This is a genomic window from Streptomyces pyxinae (genome assembly GCF_024756275.1).
Taxonomy (GTDB): domain Bacteria; phylum Actinomycetota; class Actinomycetes; order Streptomycetales; family Streptomycetaceae; genus Streptomyces; species Streptomyces pyxinae.
Genome location: NZ_JANUGQ010000020.1, coordinates 1 through 15,393, shown reverse-complemented (window position 1 = coordinate 15,393; position 15,393 = coordinate 1). Strand labels below are relative to the sequence as shown.

Annotated in this window: 14 protein-coding genes; 9 read left to right on the top strand and 5 right to left on the bottom strand. The window is 73.4% G+C overall.

Translation table 11 applies throughout. The annotated features are described in order from the left end of the window. Positions 1-6 precede the first annotated feature (6 nt). From sbnB to NX801_RS21450, 4 genes are all read left to right on the top strand, one after another. Positions 7-1,008, top strand: coding sequence for a 2,3-diaminopropionate biosynthesis protein SbnB (gene sbnB / locus NX801_RS21465; RefSeq protein ID WP_258789445.1), 1,002 nt, complete (start codon positions 7-9; stop codon positions 1,006-1,008). Then, positions 1,002-3,068, top strand: a complete 2,067-nt coding sequence (locus NX801_RS21460; RefSeq protein WP_258789444.1) for an FAD/NAD(P)-binding protein — start codon at positions 1,002-1,004, stop codon at positions 3,066-3,068. The genes sbnB and NX801_RS21460 overlap by 7 nt, the downstream gene beginning before the upstream one ends. Continuing rightward, the gene (locus NX801_RS21455; RefSeq protein ID WP_258789443.1) at positions 3,065-4,267 is read left to right on the top strand and encodes a trans-sulfuration enzyme family protein; all 1,203 of its coding nucleotides are present in this window, start codon (positions 3,065-3,067) and stop codon (positions 4,265-4,267) included. The genes NX801_RS21460 and NX801_RS21455 overlap by 4 nt, the downstream gene beginning before the upstream one ends. A 155-nt stretch (positions 4,268-4,422) precedes the next feature. Further along, complete coding sequence (locus NX801_RS21450; protein WP_258789555.1) at positions 4,423-5,631, top strand: benzoate/H(+) symporter BenE family transporter; 1,209 nt, start codon at positions 4,423-4,425, stop codon at positions 5,629-5,631. A gap of 55 nt (positions 5,632-5,686) precedes the next feature. Here NX801_RS21450 and NX801_RS21445 read toward each other — a convergent pair whose 3' ends face one another. Continuing rightward, on the bottom strand, positions 5,687-6,706 hold the full coding sequence (locus tag NX801_RS21445) for an NADP-dependent oxidoreductase (RefSeq protein ID WP_258789442.1): 1,020 nt from the start codon (positions 6,704-6,706) through the stop codon (positions 5,687-5,689). Between the two features lie 179 nt (positions 6,707-6,885). On the opposite strand from NX801_RS21445, the gene NX801_RS21440 reads away from it, so the two are divergent. Then, the gene (locus NX801_RS21440; RefSeq protein WP_258789441.1) at positions 6,886-7,467 is read left to right on the top strand and encodes a TetR/AcrR family transcriptional regulator; all 582 of its coding nucleotides are present in this window, start codon (positions 6,886-6,888) and stop codon (positions 7,465-7,467) included. Here the strand turns inward: NX801_RS21440 and NX801_RS21435 are convergent. Together NX801_RS21435 and NX801_RS21430 are read right to left on the bottom strand one after the other, a co-directional pair. Continuing rightward, complete coding sequence (locus NX801_RS21435; protein WP_258789440.1) at positions 7,451-8,113, bottom strand: response regulator; 663 nt, start codon at positions 8,111-8,113, stop codon at positions 7,451-7,453. The two genes, NX801_RS21440 and NX801_RS21435, sit on opposite strands and share 17 nt — an antisense overlap. Beyond that, complete coding sequence (locus NX801_RS21430) at positions 8,110-9,384, bottom strand: sensor histidine kinase (RefSeq protein WP_258789439.1); 1,275 nt, start codon at positions 9,382-9,384, stop codon at positions 8,110-8,112. The genes NX801_RS21435 and NX801_RS21430 overlap by 4 nt, the downstream gene beginning before the upstream one ends. Positions 9,385-9,731: 347 nt before the next feature. On the opposite strand from NX801_RS21430, the gene NX801_RS21425 reads away from it, so the two are divergent. From NX801_RS21425 to NX801_RS21410, 4 genes are all read left to right on the top strand, one after another. Then, positions 9,732-11,186: an alpha/beta hydrolase family protein gene (locus tag NX801_RS21425; RefSeq protein ID WP_428986192.1), complete on the top strand. Its 1,455-nt coding sequence runs from the start codon at positions 9,732-9,734 to the stop codon at positions 11,184-11,186. Between the two features lie 207 nt (positions 11,187-11,393). Next, entirely contained in the window at positions 11,394-12,884 is a 1,491-nt protein-coding gene (locus NX801_RS21420; protein WP_258789438.1) for an ABC transporter permease, read from the top strand. 54 nt (positions 12,885-12,938) lie between these two features. Further along, positions 12,939-13,622: an ABC transporter ATP-binding protein gene (locus NX801_RS21415; RefSeq protein ID WP_258789437.1), complete on the top strand. Its 684-nt coding sequence runs from the start codon at positions 12,939-12,941 to the stop codon at positions 13,620-13,622. 173 nt (positions 13,623-13,795) lie between these two features. Beyond that, on the top strand, positions 13,796-14,245 hold the full coding sequence (locus NX801_RS21410) for a DIP1984 family protein (RefSeq protein WP_258789553.1): 450 nt from the start codon (positions 13,796-13,798) through the stop codon (positions 14,243-14,245). A 125-nt stretch (positions 14,246-14,370) separates the two neighbouring features. On the opposite strand, the gene NX801_RS21405 is transcribed toward NX801_RS21410, so the two are convergent. Both NX801_RS21405 and NX801_RS21400 read right to left on the bottom strand, forming a co-directional pair. Beyond that, positions 14,371-14,505, bottom strand: a complete 135-nt coding sequence (locus tag NX801_RS21405) for a hypothetical protein (RefSeq protein ID WP_258789436.1) — start codon at positions 14,503-14,505, stop codon at positions 14,371-14,373. A gap of 60 nt (positions 14,506-14,565) precedes the next feature. After that, complete coding sequence (locus tag NX801_RS21400) at positions 14,566-14,814, bottom strand: hypothetical protein (protein ID WP_258789435.1); 249 nt, start codon at positions 14,812-14,814, stop codon at positions 14,566-14,568. Between the last annotated feature and the right edge of the window lie 579 nt (positions 14,815-15,393).

Here is a 15,393-nt window from a genome sequence, read left to right as displayed (position 1 = left end):
ACTTCTGTGTTCCATTTCGATGTGGTGGCCGGCGGGACCGTACGTGAGGTACTGAACGGCGACCGGGCCGAGGTCCTCGCCCTGGTGAGCCGGACCTACCGCGACCACGAGGCCGGCGAGAGCGTCAACCCGGACAGCTATTTCCTCCGGTTCCCCGAGAAGCCCGACTCGCGCATCATCGCGCTGCCCGCCTATCTCGGCGGCGGCGTCCGGCTCGCGGGCATCAAGTGGATCGCCGGCTTCCCGCGCAACACCGAGGCGGGGCTGCCCCGGGCCTCGGCCGTGCTCATCCTCAACGACTACGAGACCGGCTATCCGATCGCCTGTCTGGAGGCCGCGAACATCAGCGCCGCCCGCACCGCCGCGTCGGCCGCGGTCGCGGCGACCGCGCTGCGCCCGGCCGGTTTCGCGGGCACCCGGGTCGCGATCGTCGGCGGCGGGGTCATCGCCCGGAACATCACCGACTATCTCGCGGCCGCCGGCTGCGCGCCGGACGCGTACCTGGTGCACGATCTGCACGAGGAGTCCGGCCAGGCCCTCGTGGCCCACCTCCGGGACACCCAGGGGCGTCCGGCGTCGTTCACCGCCGATCTGGGCACCGCGCTGGAGGCGGAGACCGTCGTCTTCGCCACGACGGCGCCGGCACCCTATGTCACCAGGCCGTTCGAGCCCGGCCAGCTGGTGCTGAACATCTCCCTGCGGGACCTGGCCCCCGAGGTGGTGCTCGCGGCGGACAACATTCTGGACGACGTGGACCACTGCCTGAAGGCGAACACCTCGCCGCACCTGGCCGAACAGCTCACCGGCTCACGGGAGTTCGTGACCGGCACGCTCGCCGGGGTGCTGAACGGCGAGGTGACTCCCGGTGGCGAACGGCCGGTGATCTTCTCGCCGTTCGGGCTCGGGGTGCTCGACCTGGCGGTCGGCGCGTTCGTGCTGGAGCGGGCCCGGGCCGCCGGCGCCACCCTCGCGGTGCCCGACTTCTTCGGGGAGACCCGCCGATGGTGACCACCGGACGCCCCGTCACCCTCGCGATCGTGGGAGCCGGATCGCGCGGCCTCGGCATCGTCGAGCGGCTCATCGGCCACTGCCTGGCCGCCCCCTTCCCGGTCACCGTCCATCTGGTGGACCCGAAGCCGCTCGGGCCCGGCTTCCACCGCCCGGACCAGCCGGACCATCTGCTGCTGAACACGGTCTGCGCGCAGGTCACCGCCTTCGCGGACGAGCGGATGGTGGACGGCCCGGTGGGCGTGCGCGGCCCCTCGCTCCACGAGTGGTGCCAGGCACGGCGGTTGCGGGTCGGGGCCGACGGATACACCGTCCGAGCGGGGGCCGGACGGGAGATCCAGCCGAGCGACTTCCTGCCGCGCAGGCTGCTCAGCGAGTATCTGACCTGGGCCGCCGAGCGCATCGTCGCCGGGGCGCCCCCGGGCTTCGAGCTGGTCCGGCACGCCGCGACGGCCACCGACATCCGGCCCGCGGGCGGGCGCGCGACCGGAGCCGGAGCCGGGAACGGGGCCGGAGCCGGAGCCGGAGCCGGAGCCGGGAACGGTGAGGGAAGCGGGGACGACGGCGGGGAGGTCGTCGTCCTGGACGACGGCACCCGGGTGGCGGCCGACGCGGTCTTCGTCACGGTCGGGCACCAGGCGCTGCACCTGCCCGACGACCCGGCCGGCGCGGGGGCCGGGCCGGGGCTCATCGGCCGCCCCTACCCGCTCCCGGAGGCCCTGGACACCATCGCGCCGGGCGACACCGTGGCCGTGCTCGGCATGGGGCTCACCGCCATGGACGTGATCGCCAGTCTGACGCTCGGGCGCGGCGGGCGGCACGAGCCGGGCCCGGACGGTGAGTTGCGGTACGTGCCCGGTGGCCGGGAGCCACGGATCGTGCTGGCCAACCGGTCCGGGCTGCCCTCCCGCAGCCGCCCGCACCTCAACCCCGGGCGCGTCCGCCACGCGCCGCTCGTCCTGACGCCGGACCTGTTCCGGGCGCTGCGCCGGGCACGCGAGGGCGGCCGGCTCCGGTTCGCCACCGACGTCCTGCCGTTGATCGAGACCGAGATGGAACTGGCCTACCACCGGGCGCTGCTGGCCCGGCGGACCGGCGACCCGGTGACGGCGGGCGCCGAACTGGCCCGCCGGGTGGCGGAGCTGGGCAGCGAACGGACCCTGGCCGCCGCCCGCGCCGAGCACGGGCCCTGGCCGCTGCGCGGGGTGCTGACCGAGCGGCTCACCGACCGCCCGTGGCGGGACACCGGCGAGTACGCCGGGTGGTACGCCGCCCAGGTCCGCGCGGATCTCGCCGAGGCCCGCGCGGGGCTGGGCGCCAGCCCGGTCAAGGAGGCCCTGGAGGTGCTGCGCGACCACCGCGAGGCGCTCCGGTCCGTCATCGACCCGCCGGGGGTGGACGACGCCTCGCTGGAGTACTTCTTCGGGGAGTTCACCCCGGCGGTCAACCGTCTGGTGATCGGCCCGCAGCTGGACCGCTCGGCGGAGCTGCTGTCGCTGCTGGCGGCCGGGGTGCTCCGGCTCGGCCCCGGCCCCCGCCCCGAGGTCGTCGCCCCCGCCGGGCCGGGTCCCTGGCGACTGGTGTCCACCTGTCTGGCGCGGCCCGAGACGGTGGAGGTGGACCACGTCGTACGGGCCCACCTCGCCGAACCGGACCCGGGCCGGCTCCCCGCCTCGCTGCTCGGCCGGCTGGTCGCGGCGGGCCGCGTCACCACCCTGGCCGGGTCCGGCCGCCGGGTGCCCGGGCTGCGGGTCACCCGGGCGGGACAGGGCGTAGGGCCCGGCGGGGAGGTCCGGCGCACCCTGTTCTTCCTCGGCCCGCACACTGAGGGGTCCAGCTACTACAACCACTACGTCCCCTCGCCCGGCGCACCGTCCCGCGCGCTCCGGGACGCCGAACTGGCCCTCCGTACCGCGCTGTCCGACCTGGCCATCCCCTTCGGCCCGTCCGACCGGGCCGACCGGGCCGCCATGCCTGTCCTGACCGACCTGACCGACCTGTCCGGCCTGTCCGGTACGCCCACACCCACCCTGTCCGCCCGCACCGTGAGGACCTCATGACCAATCGCGACACCTACAGTCCCTGGACCCGGGAGTACCGCACCGAGACCCGCGCCGCGCAGGGCGACGGCTGGCGGTGCCCGACGACCGGGGCCGTTCCGCCACCCGTGAGCCTGGGCGCCACCTTCGCCCGGGACGACCAGTACCGCTCCCCCGCCGGGATCGCGTACCTCCGCGACCAGGGCTCCCCGGGCTACGAGCAGCTGGAGGGCGTGGTGGCCGGCCTGGAGGGCGGCTCGGACGCGCTGGTGTTCTCCTCCGGCCTGGCCGCCGCCACCGCGGTCTTCCAGGTCCTGCCGGCCGGGGCCCGCGTGGTGGTGCCGGAGACCATGTACTTCGGACTCACCAAGTGGCTGCTGGAGTTCGGCGGGGAGCGCGGTCTGGAGGTCGTACGCGTCCCCATGGACGACCTGGACGCGGTGGCCGGGGCGGTGGGCGCCGCGCCGACCGCGCTGGTGTGGGCGGAGTCCCCGGCCAACCCGACCTGGCTGGTGACCGACCTGGCGGCCTGCGCCGAGGTCGCGCACCGGGCCGGGGCCCTGTTCGCGGTGGACAACACCGTCCCGACCCCGGTGCACACCCGGCCCTTCGAGCTCGGCGCCGATCTGGTCATGCACTCCGGTACGAAGTACCTCAACGGCCACAATGACGTGGTGGCCGGGCTGCTGGTGGCCCGGCCCGAACCGAGCGAGCGGCACCAGGAGTTCTGGGAGCGGCTGCGGCTGCACCGCCGTCTGACCGGCCCGATCCCCGGGCCCTGGGAGGCGTATCTGCTGCTGCGCGGCATCCGTACGCTCTTCCCGCGCATGCGGCAGATCTCCGCCACCGCCCTGACCCTGGCCGAGCACTTCCAGGGCCATCCGCTGATCAGCAAGGTCGCCTACCCGGGCCTGCCGGGCGACCCCGGGCACGAGATCGCCTCCCGGCAGATGACCGGCGGCTACAGCGGGATGCTCTCGCTGCACGTGGCCGGTGACTGGCAGCGCTCGCTGCGCGCCGCCGAGCACTGCGAACTGTTCATCCGGGCAACCTCCTTGGGCGGTGTGGAAAGTCTGATAGAACACCGCTACACCTTCGAGGGACCTGACAGCACTTCACCCAAGGACATGCTCCGCCTGTCCATCGGTCTTGAGGACCCGGCCGACCTCGTGGCCGATCTGGAAGAGGCACTGGAGCGCGCCGCTAAGGACGTGCCTTGAGCTCTGACACCGGCAAGACCAGTCCCCTGACCGGCGGCTCCGGCACCGCGCCCGGCGCCCCGTCCGGCACGCCCGGCGGCTCCCCGCCCGACGCCGCGCCCGGCACGGCCACCGTCTCCGCCCCCACCACCGCTCCCGCTCCCGCCGGTCCGCCGGTGGGGGCGGGGCAGCCCCCGGGCCGGCGGGGCCTGCTGGCCGACCTCTCCCTGTCCGCCGTCGTCGCCGGGTTCGTGGCCGTCGTGGTCTCGTACTCCGGGCCGCTGGTCATCGTGCTCGCCGCCGCCTCGGCCGGGCATCTCGACACGGCGCAGACCAGCTCCTGGATCTGGGCCATCTCCATCGGCAGCGGCCTGACCTGCGTCGGGCTCAGCCTGCGCACCAGGATGCCGGTCATCACCGCCTGGTCGACCCCCGGCGCCGCCCTCCTGGTCACCAGCCTGGGCGCCTATTCGTACGCGGAGGCCATCGGGGCGTTCGTGGTCACCGGGGTGGTGATCGCCCTGGTCGGGCTGACCGGGGTGTTCGGCCGGCTGATGCGGCAGGTGCCCACGGCGGTGGTCTCCGCCATGCTCGCGGGCATCCTCTTCACCTTCGGCGTCGGCGCCTTCGCCTCGCTGAAGTCCGCGCCCTGGATCGCCGGGGCCGTGCTCACCGCCTATCTGCTCGGCAAGCGGTGGCTGCCCCGGTACGCGGTGCTGATCGCGCTCGCGGCGGGCGTGCTGGCGAGCGCCGCCACCTCGCGCCTGGACATCCAGCTGCACGGGGTCGAGCTGGCCCGCCCGGTCCTCACCGCGCCCGCGTTCTCGGTCGCCTCGCTCATCGGGATCGCGGTGCCGATGATCCTGGCGACCCTGGCCTCGCAGAACGCGCCCGGCATGGCCGTGCTCACCGCCTCCGGCTACCGGCCGGACGACCGGCTGCTGATCGGCTCGACCGGGGTGGTCTCCACGGTCCTCGCGCCGTTCGGCTCCCACGCCGTCAACCTGGCGGCGATCACGGCGGCGATCTGCACCGGCCCCGAGGCCCACCGGGACCCGGAGCGCCGCTATGTCGCGGGGGTCGCCTGCGGGGCGTTCTATCTGCTGGTCGGCGCCTTCGGCACCACGCTGGTGGTGCTCTTCGCGGGCCTGCCGAAGGAGTTGGTGGCCGCCGTCGCCGGCACCGCCCTGTTCGGCGCGCTGGCCGGCGGGCTGAGCGGCGCGGTCAAGGAGGAGCGGGACCGTGAGCCCGCCCTGATCACCTTCCTGGCCACCGCCTCCGGCGTCACCCTCTTCGGCATCGGCTCCGCCTTCTGGGGCCTGGTCTTCGGCGTCACCGCCCACCTCGTCCTCACCCGCCGCCGCACCCCGCGCACCACCGGCTGAGCCCCGCCCCGCGCGCCGCGGGGTGGGTCCCGGCCGTGGGACAGCCCGGTCCCGGCTAGGCGACCGTGAGGACGATCTTGCCCTGGATGTGGCCCCGGGCGGCGCGTTCGTGGGCTGCCCGGGCTTTCGCGAGCGGGAAGGTGCTGTCGATCGCGACGCGGACCGTGCCGGTGTCGAGCAGGCGCCCCGTTTCCGCGAGTTGGGCGCCGTTCGAGCGGACCTGGGTGCCGGAGACCGTGACGCCCAGGGCCGCCGTCTCCTGGTCGTCGTACGCGCCGAAGAAGACGGGGAACAGGGCGCCGCCGCGCTTGAGGGTGCGGAGGAAGCGGCTGCTCCGGGGGCCGCCGACGGCGTCGAGGACGAGGTCGGCGTCGTGGACGAGTTCCTCGGGGCGGCTCCTGGTGTAGTCGATGAACCGGTCGGCGCCGAGTTCGCGCAGGAACGGTTCATGGGCGCCGGATGCCACGGCGACGACCCGGGCGCCCCGCCATGTCGCCAGTTGCAGCGCGAAGTGGCCCACGCCGCCCGCGGCGCCGTTGACGAGCACCGTCGTGCCGGGGCCGAGGGGCACCGGGCGGTGCCGTGCCGCCTGGAAGGGCGACGGGTGGTCGTGTCCGACCTCGATCAGGAACTGCCAGGCCGTCAGCAGGGACATGGGCGCCCCGGCGGCGTGCACATGGTCGATGCCGGCCGGCTTGAGCGCGAGGTCCGAGGCGGGCGCGGCCACGTACTCGGCGTACGCGCTGCCGTCGAAGCTGGGGAAGCGCAGGAGGCCGAAGACCTCGTCACCGGCGGAGAAGCCCGTCACGTCCGGGGCGACGGCCTCGACGACGCCCGACACGTCCGTTCCGGGGATCACCGGCAGGTCGAACGCCGGCCGCGTCTCCGGAGGCAGGTTGTCCAGCCCGTCGCGCAGGTACCAGTCCGGCGGGTTGACGCCGACCGCGTGGACGCGGACGAGCACCTCGCCCGGTCCCGGCTCGGGGACCGGCACCTCGTCGTCGCGCAGGACCTCGGGGCCGCCGTGCTCGTGCAGCCGGATCGCCCTCATGGTGGGAGGCGTGGGAGTGGGCATGGGTCTCTCCTGTCGGCGTCGAGCCTGTCGGGGTCGTACCTGACGGTGTCGCGCCCGTCGGCATCGTGCCGGTGGGCGTCGTGCCTGTGGGCGTCATGCCGGTCGGTGTCGCGGGATATGCTTATCCGGACCACTGATCCGAATATATGGACCACTGATCCGGATAGTCAAGAGGACCCATGCGAGCCGACGCCAGGAAGAACCGCGACCACCTGCTCGCGACAGCGGGCGCCGCCGTCACCGAACAGGGCGCCGACGTGTCCCTGCGCGACATCGCGCGCCGGGCGGGGGTCGGGCTCGCGACGCTCCTGCGGCACTTCCCGACCCGCGAGGCGCTGCTCGAAGCCCTGCTCCGGACGAGCTTCGAGGAACTGACGGCGAAGGCGGACGAGCTGGAGACGTCGAGTTCGCCCGAGGACGCCCTCGTCTCATGGCTGCGCGACTGCACCGCGTGGACGACCGAGTACCGGGGTGTGACCGTGCTGATGGCCGCCGCCATCGAGGACACCGAGTCCGCGCTGCACGCCTCGTGCGTCACCCTGCGCGCGGCCGGCGCCCGGCTCCTCGACCGCGCCCAGGACGCGGGCAGGGCCCGGACCGACATCGACGGCACCGATCTGTTCGCGCTGGTGGCGGCGCTCGCCTGGCTCGGTGATCAGCCCTCGCTCGCGCCACGCGCCGACCACCTCTTCGGTGTCGTCGCGAGCGCGGTCCTGACCGGCGCGGTGAGCGGAGAGGCCGAGGTCAGCGACGCGGGATGAGGCGGTTCTCGTGGGCGTAGACCACGGCCTGGACACGGTCGCGGAGTCCGAGCTTCTGGAGGACTCGCCCCAGATGGGACTTCACGGTCGCCTCCGCGAGGTACAGGGCGGCCGCGATCTCGCTGTTGGACAGGCCGCGGCCCACCTGGACGAGCACCTCGTGCTCACGGGCGCTGAGCCGGGCCAGCCGTTCGTCGCGGACGGCGCCGCCGCCGTCGGGCAGGTGGGGGCGGAACCGCTCCAGCAGGCGGCGGGTGATCCGGGGGGAGACCACCGCGTCGCCCGCGGCCACGCCGCGTATCGCGGCCAGCAGTTCCTCGGGCCGGGTGTTCTTCAGCAGGAAGCCCGAGGCCCCGGCGCCGAGCCCGGCGAAGGCGTACGCGTCCAGGTCGAAGGTGGTGAGGATCAGCACCCTGCTGTGCGGGGAGGCCCGGACGATCTCCCGGGTCGCCTCGATGCCGTCGGTCCCGGGCATCCGGACGTCCATGAGAACGACATCGGGGCGCAGTTCCCGGGCGAGGCGCACGGCCTCGGCGCCGTCGGCGGCCTCACCGACCGGTGCCATGTCGGGCTGGGCCTCCAGGACCGTGCCGAAGGCCATCCGGAGCAGCGCCTCGTCGTCGGCGATCAGGACGCGGATCGTCATGCGGACGCCGCCTCCCCGCCGCCGTCGAGGAAGAGGCGGGTACGGACGCCCCAGCCGCCGCCCGGAAGCGGTCCGGCCTCCAGCTTCCCCCCGTAGGCGGCCGCGCGCTCGCGCATGCCGGCGATGCCGTGACCGGGGCCGGGGCCGTGACCGGGCGGTGTGGCACTGGGGCGCGGCGGGCGGGGGCCGGTGTCGGTGACGTCCACGGTGACGGTCCCGGCCGTGCACCGTATCCGGACCTCCGCGCGGGTGCCGGCGGGCGTGTGCTTGAGGGTGTTGGTCAGGGCTTCCTGCACCAGGCGGTAGACGGTCAGTTGGGCGGTGGCGGGCAGCTGGGTGTGGCCGCCCAGGATCTCGACGCGGGTCGGCAGACCGGCGGCGCACAGCTGGTCCGCGAGGGCCTCCAGTTGCGCGATGCCGGGCAACGGGTGGCGCTCCGCGTCCGGTTCGCCGGCCCGCAGGACGCCCAGCGAGCGCCGCATGTCGGTCAGGGCCTGCCGGCCCGTCTCGGAGATCTGGAGCATCGCGGCGGTGGCCCGGTCGGGCGACCGGTGCCGCGCGTAGACGGCGGCGTCGGTGAGCGCGACCATGACGGACAGATTGTGGGTGACGATGTCGTGCATCTCCCGGGTGATACGGGTCCGTTCCTCGGCGGCGGCCAGCCGCGCCCGCTGGTCCCGCTGCTGCTCCAGGCGCGCGGCCCGTTCCTCCAGGGCCGCGAGGCAGACACGGGTGGTCCGCGCGTTCACCCCCAAGGCGGTGGCGGCGACGACCATCGCGGTCAGCCCGACGAAGGGGATCAGGAAGGCACCCCCCGTCGTCCAGCGCAGGCAGGCGAGCGCGGCCCCGGCCTCCACGACGGCGGCGGCGACCAGCGCGCCGCGCCGGCCCGAGTGCGCGGCCACCGTGTAAAGCGCCACCAGCACGGCGAGGCCCGCCGGGAGCGGGACGCCCAGCAGCCACTGGACGCAGGCCGCGGCCGTCACGGCGCCGAACACCGCGCGCGGGGCCCGGCGCCGCCACACCAGGGGCAGCGCGAGGGCGGCGGTGAGGGCCACGGCCACCGGGAACTCCCCCGGCGCGCGCGGGGTCAGGACGGTGAGCAGCAGCAGTCCCGGCAGCAGCGCGTCCGCCACCAGCGGCGGCAGCCGGAGGCGCCGGGCCCGGGGCAGGGGCCGGGCGGCTCGCACCGGCCACGCGGCTCGCACCAACCACACCGCTCGCACCGGCCAGACCGCTCGCGCCGCTCGCGCGGGGGCCGCCTCGGTCATCACACGTCCCTGTCGGTTCGGCGTCGTGGCGGCCCCGGCCGGGACCACCACCGCGTACGGCCGGAACCGGGGCGGGTACGAACCCGCGCCCCGCGGCTCCCCGGTGGGTACGGCGGCCCTGTCACGGTAGGCCGGGGGCCCGCGAAGCGCATGAGCCCACCGGCTGGAAGCGCGTGCGACCGGCGTCTGACGGCACCGCGCCGGAGTACGACCACAGGAGGAGGCCCGCTGCCGTCCACGGTCGTAAAGCGGCCGGTCGGCCGGGGTGTTCGGGTGCGCCGCCGGTCGCACGCGCCGGAGACCCGGGGCCGACGCGGCGGCGCGTGTCCCGCGCCGAGGATGGCCGGGTGACCGAGATCATCGCGGGGCTGTACATGTCCCCTCCGGAACTGCTCGCCCTGCTGGCTGCCGTCGCGCTGGTGGCGGCGCGCTGGCTTCCCTCCGCCGCCCGGCCTGCTGTCACGCTCGCGGCGGCGGCGGCGCTCCTGCTGTCCGTGATCGTGCTGAGTGTGACGGGAATCCGCTGGCAGCTGCTGCCGGTGCTGGCGGGTGCCGCCGTCGCGCTGCCGTTCGCGCTCGCTCCCCTGCTGCGGCGCCGTACCGGCCGGCCGGCGCGACGGGCCCGGTGGTGGCTGGCGCTCCCGGGGTCGGTGGCCTGCGCCGGCCTGATCGCCACGGGCCCGGTGGCCGCCTGGGCCTTCCCCGTACCCGACTTCCCCGAGCCGTCGGGGCGTTACGCGGTCGGCACCCGGGTGGTGCAGTGGACCGACCCACGCCGCGCCGAGAGCTTCACCGCCGATCCGCACGACCGGCGCACGGTGGTGGTCCAGCTCTGGTATCCCGCGCGGAAGAGCCCCGACGGCGTACGGCGGGCCCAGTACCTCGGGCGCACCGAGCAGGAGGCACGCACCGTCTCCGAGGCGCTCGCCCGGCAGGTCGGCCTGCCCGGCTTCCTGGTCGACGGGGTCCCGCGCGCCCGCTCCCGTGCGGCCGTCGACGCCCCGGTGGCCGACGGGGGCGAGCGGTTCCCGGTGGTGCTGTTCTCCCCCGGGTCGGGCGGAGTGCGCACCCAGAACACCGCCTGGGCTGAGGAGTTGGCGAGCCACGGCTATGTGGTGGCCGCCCTGGACCACCCGTACGACTCCGCCGCCGTCGTCCTCGCCGACGGCCGGACGGTCCACGGCGAGACCGCCTCCACCGGGGACCGGGACGAGGACGACGAGCTGGCGGCCGACTGGACGGCGGTCCGGGCCGCCGACCTCGGCTTCGTCCTCACCCAGTTGGAACGGCCGGGCCGGGGCGGGATCACCGGCCCACCGGCCGGCCGTCTGGACACCGGCCGGGTCGCGGTCGCCGGCCACTCCATGGGCGGTGCCGCCGCTCTGCGAGCGGCCCGGCGGGACCGCCGGTTCGACGCCGTCATCGACCTGGACGGCTACCCGCACGGCCCCGCCTCCCCCGCTCTCCACCAGCCGGTGCTGGCGCTCACCCAGGCCATCACCCCGGCGACCGACCCGCGTTACCTGCCCCGCCTCACCGAGGCCCTCCGGCACAACACCGCGACGAGCTACCGGCTCACCGTCCCCGGCGCCGCGCACCTCACCTTCATGGACGGCCCCCTCTACCTGCCGCCCGTGCCCTCGATCACCGGCTCCCTGGGCCGCGCCGAGAGCCCGCGCCTCGTCGCCGCGACCACGCTCGCCTTCCTGGACGCCACCCTGCGGCACCGACCCGGCGACCTGACCGGTGCCCTGTCCGCCCACGGCGACCTCACCGTCCACCACCCGGGCGACCGGGGCTGAGCGGCTGGGGCCGGCGGGTCGGTGGAGGGAGGGGTGTACAGCCGGGAGATGGTGGGTAGGGAGGGGTGGTGCCTTCAGGGGTGCAGGGGTGCTGGTGACTCCGGGGGTGGCGGGGACTCTCCGGGGCTCCGGGGAGCGGCGGGGGTTCTCATGGCGCTCTTAGGCCGGCCTTATCTCGGCTTCACGAGGCGTCCCTAACGTGCCGCCATGTTCTTCACTTACCTGAGGCGCGAACTGCGCCGCCGCAGAAAGGCGGCCCTCGTCGTCGCCTCCGGGCTCGCGCTGGGGATCGCGCTGGTCATTGTGGTCAACTCCGTGTCGAGTGGCATGGGGAAGGCCCAGGACAAGATCCTCCAATCGCTCTACGGCCTGGGGACGGACATGACCGTCACCAAGGCCGCGTCGGAGAGCACCGGGAACGCGCAGCGGCCCCGCTTCCAGTTCGACGCGAAGGACAGCGACGGTTCCACGTCGCAGAGCAGCGACCGGGTCATGGTGCAGGGCTTCACCACCCTCGCCTCCACCACGGTCGGGAAGGTCTCGTCGCAGCAGGGTGTCTCCGAGGCCGTCGGCGGCCTGAGCCTGAACGTGGTGAAGGTCAGCGGGGAGTTCACCCGGGGCCGGTTCGAGCAGAACCAGAACTCCAGTGGCGGCGGCCGGGGCGGCTCCGGCCAGGGCGACGGCCGGCCGCAGGGCGAGGTCCGCGGCGGCGGCGCCAACTTCGACATCAACCAGTACACGGTCTTCGGCACCGACGTCACCAAGACGGCACTCGGCCCGCTCACGTCCTCGGAGATCACGAGCGGCCGCGGCTTCAAGACGACCGAGACCGACGCCAAGGTCGCCGTCGTGGACGCGGCCTACGCCAAGACGAAGAAGCTCAAGGTCGGCAGCACCGTCACCATCAAGGCCGTCGCATTCTCGGTGGTCGGCGTCGCCACCGCCAGCAGCGGTGATTCGGCGGCCAACCTGTATGTGCCGCTCCAGCAGGCGCAGACCCTGGCCGGCGAGAAGGACAAGGTCACCACGATCTATGTCAAGGCGACCGACTCGCAGCAGATCGACTCCGTCAAGCAGACCATCCAGAAGAATGTCTCCGGGACGACGGTGACCACCTCCGCCGACCTCGCGGAGACGGTCTCCGGGTCGCTGTCCACCGCCTCCGGTCTCGCCACCAGCGTCGGAAAGTGGCTGTCCATCGCCGTGCTGGTCGCGGCGTTCCTGGTGGCCGGGCTGCTCACCTCCTCCGCGGTCTCCCGACGGGTGCGCGAGTTCGGCACGCTCAAGGCGCTGGGCTGGAAGTCGGGCCGGGTCACCCGGCAGGTGATCGGTGAGGCCGTCGTCAACGGCCTGGTCGGCGGCGTCCTCGGCATCGCGCTCGGCCTCGCGGGGGCCTACGCGGTCACCGCGATCAGCCCCAGCCTCCAGGCCCAGATCGGCGGCTCGGGCGGCGGCATGGGTGGTCCCGGCGGTGGCGGCGGCTTCGGCGGTCCCGGCGGCGGGGGTGGCGGCGGCTTCGAAGGGGCGGGCCGGCAGACGGCGAAGTCCCTGGAGGTCGCGCTCACGGCACCGGTCAGTGTGACGACGATCCTCCTGGCGGTCGGCCTGGCGGTGGCCGGCGGCCTGATCGCGGGGGCGTTCGGCGGCTGGCGCGCCTCCCGCCTGCGCCCGGCGGACGCCCTGCGCCGAGTGGAGTAGCGGCGGGAGCGGACCTCGCCCGACACGCAGCACCCCGAAACACCAGGAGCCACCATGTACGTACTGAAAAACGTCACCAAGCGCTACACCCGGGGCAAGGCCACCGTGCACGCCCTCGACGGCATCGACCTCACCATCGGGGAGGGCGACCGGCTGGTCATCCAGGGCCCCACCGGCGGGGGCAAGTCGACGCTGCTCCAGATGCTCGGCGGCCTGGACCGTCCGAGCTCCGGCGAGATCCTGCTCGACGGCACCGACATCGCCAAGCTGCCCGAGGCCAGACTGACCAGGGTCCGCAGCGAGAACATCGGCTTCGTCTTCCAGTCCTTCAACCTGATTCCCACGCTCACCGCGCAGGAGAACGTGGAGACCGCGCTCGTGCCGCTCGGCCTGAAGGCGAAGGAGCGCCGCGAACGGGCCGCCGAGGCGCTCGCCTCGGTGGGTCTCGGGGAACGGCTCGGGCATCTGCCGTCCGAGATGTCCGGCGGCCAGCAGCAGCGCGTCGCCATCGCCCGCGCGCTGGTGAAGCACCCCAAGGTGCTGCTCGCGGACGAACCCACCGGCAACCTGGACGAGGGCATGCGCGACGAGATCATGGAGCTTCTCGAACGGACATGGAAGGAGCACGGGTTGACCTTCGTCATGGTCACCCACGACTCGTCCATCGCCAAGGCGGCCCCCCGGCTGGCGACCATCCGCAAGGGGAAGATCACCGTGACGGAGCGAGCCACCGTGTGAGCCCACCCCCGGCACCCCGACCGAGGCCCCGCCGCCCGGCTGCCGGCGCCTGAACGGACAGCCGGGGCCGGGGGGTCCCTCCGGGTGGGTCCGTGGTCACCGCCTGGAGAGAGGCAGTACGCGCGCCGGCTCCGGCCCCCTCGACAACCGGCTCCCGGGGCTTTGCCGAGGCACTGGCAGAACGTGCGGAGGCGACGCGCCGTGCCGAGCAGCTGCGCGCACGCGTCGTCGACAGCGCGCGGTACCAGGGGGGGGAGACACCCGCCGAGGACGCGGCTCAGCTGCCGGCCGAGGCCGGTGAGGTGCTGGACGCCCTGGAAACGCTGATCCGGCGGATCAACCGGACCAATGCCACCGTGGAGATGGGTCCGGACGGCACGCTCACCGATGCCCTGGCGCGCCGGGACGTCCTGCGGTCGCGTCACTCGGTGGTCACCGCGGCGGCGGACGCGGCGGCGGGCAAGGGTGAGGCGTGCCCGGCCGGCTTCCACGCGGGCACCGGCCACGCTCTGTGCTCCCTTCGCGCCCTCCGTGCACTCCAGCGCCATGGCAGCCGGGGCAGCGCCCGCGCGGGGTTGTCCCCTGACGGAATACTCGAATACCCGGCATCCGATGGGGGATGACCGGGTATTCGAGCGCTGCCTGGGGGCAGCGTGCCGCTGTCGACAGCAGACGGCTGACGCTTTCCCCGTGAGCTGTCCCTGCCGCGTGAACCACCCGGCAGGAAAGGATTCGGGACGGGCGGCGGTTACCTCCGGCTACGACTGCTGAAGGCGGGCTGATTCCCCACCTTGCCGATCAGCAGAGCGTAGGCGCCGGCCAGGACGAACGTGACCACGTACTGAGCCCACTCGACTTCGGACAGCAGCTTATTCGCCACCACCAGTACGATTGTCCACAGAATCGTCACAATGATTTTTGCCGCCATTGATGCACTCCCGAGTTACGCGAAGGACGACAGGCAGGCCGCAGATCCCGCGACGACAATCTTGGCGGCGATGTCCTTCGCCACATCCTTGCTGATGTACCTGCCGACGACGAAAGCGGCGGCACCACCGATACCGGCCTTGACGAGGCAGTTCTTGACCACACTGGTCATCTTGTTGTGCTGCAGAAGAGAGGCGCACGCGGTCTTGCTGTGGTAGACGGTGCACATCGACTTCTGCTCCTGGATCGGGTCGACCATCACCACGGCGGGAGCCTCGGTGACAGCCGGAACCCGCGTGGCGGCCGCAGCGTTCCCCACACCCGCCAGGAGAGTTCCGCCGAGGAGCGTAACAGAAAGTACGCCAGACGCAATACGTCGCATAATAAATTCCCCGTTCTATTGATCGTCTCGATGCTATATGTCCACTACAGGTAGGCGGAATGGTCAGAATCCGCTTACCCGGCCGACGGTCGCTCAGTAACTGTTCGCGGCCCGCTTTTACGACTCGGTGGCACATGCAATAGACAACATCATTCTTATTCCTTCTGCAACGCCGCCGATGTGAGAGGAACTTCACGGGCAGGTGATGGAACCAGCGCCGAAAGTGCCGCCGTTTTTATGGGTGCAAGTGAAGCTTGTTGCCCGTGGGTCCATATGCAAGAACTGGGCGCTATTGACCCTTTTGCGGGATTCTGGCCCCGGGGCCGGACAGGCCCCGCCCGGCTGCCGACCCTTGAACGGGCAGCCGGGCGGGGGGTCCCTCCGGGTGGGATCCGTGGTCACCACCGCGGAGGGGGTCGGTGGGCCCGCTGCCACCAGTGGCGGCGGGCGGGGGCCGGGGCG

What these genes read in the sequence shown, in the direction of transcription:
- NX801_RS21460 (WP_258789444.1), top strand. Translation starts at nt 1,002, where the DNA reads ATGGTGACCACCGGACGCCCCGTCACCCTCGCGATCGTGGGAGCCGGA.
- NX801_RS21455 (WP_258789443.1), top strand. Translation starts at nt 3,065, where the DNA reads ATGACCAATCGCGACACCTACAGTCCCTGGACCCGGGAGTACCGCACC.
- NX801_RS21445 (WP_258789442.1), bottom strand. Translation starts at nt 6,706, where the DNA reads ATGCCCACTCCCACGCCTCCCACCATGAGGGCGATCCGGCTGCACGAG.
- NX801_RS21440 (WP_258789441.1), top strand. Translation starts at nt 6,886, where the DNA reads ATGCGAGCCGACGCCAGGAAGAACCGCGACCACCTGCTCGCGACAGCG.
- NX801_RS21435 (WP_258789440.1), bottom strand. Translation starts at nt 8,113, where the DNA reads ATGACGATCCGCGTCCTGATCGCCGACGACGAGGCGCTGCTCCGGATG.
- NX801_RS21430 (WP_258789439.1), bottom strand. Translation starts at nt 9,384, where the DNA reads ATGACCGAGGCGGCCCCCGCGCGAGCGGCGCGAGCGGTCTGGCCGGTG.
- NX801_RS21420 (WP_258789438.1), top strand. Translation starts at nt 11,394, where the DNA reads ATGTTCTTCACTTACCTGAGGCGCGAACTGCGCCGCCGCAGAAAGGCG.
- NX801_RS21415 (WP_258789437.1), top strand. Translation starts at nt 12,939, where the DNA reads ATGTACGTACTGAAAAACGTCACCAAGCGCTACACCCGGGGCAAGGCC.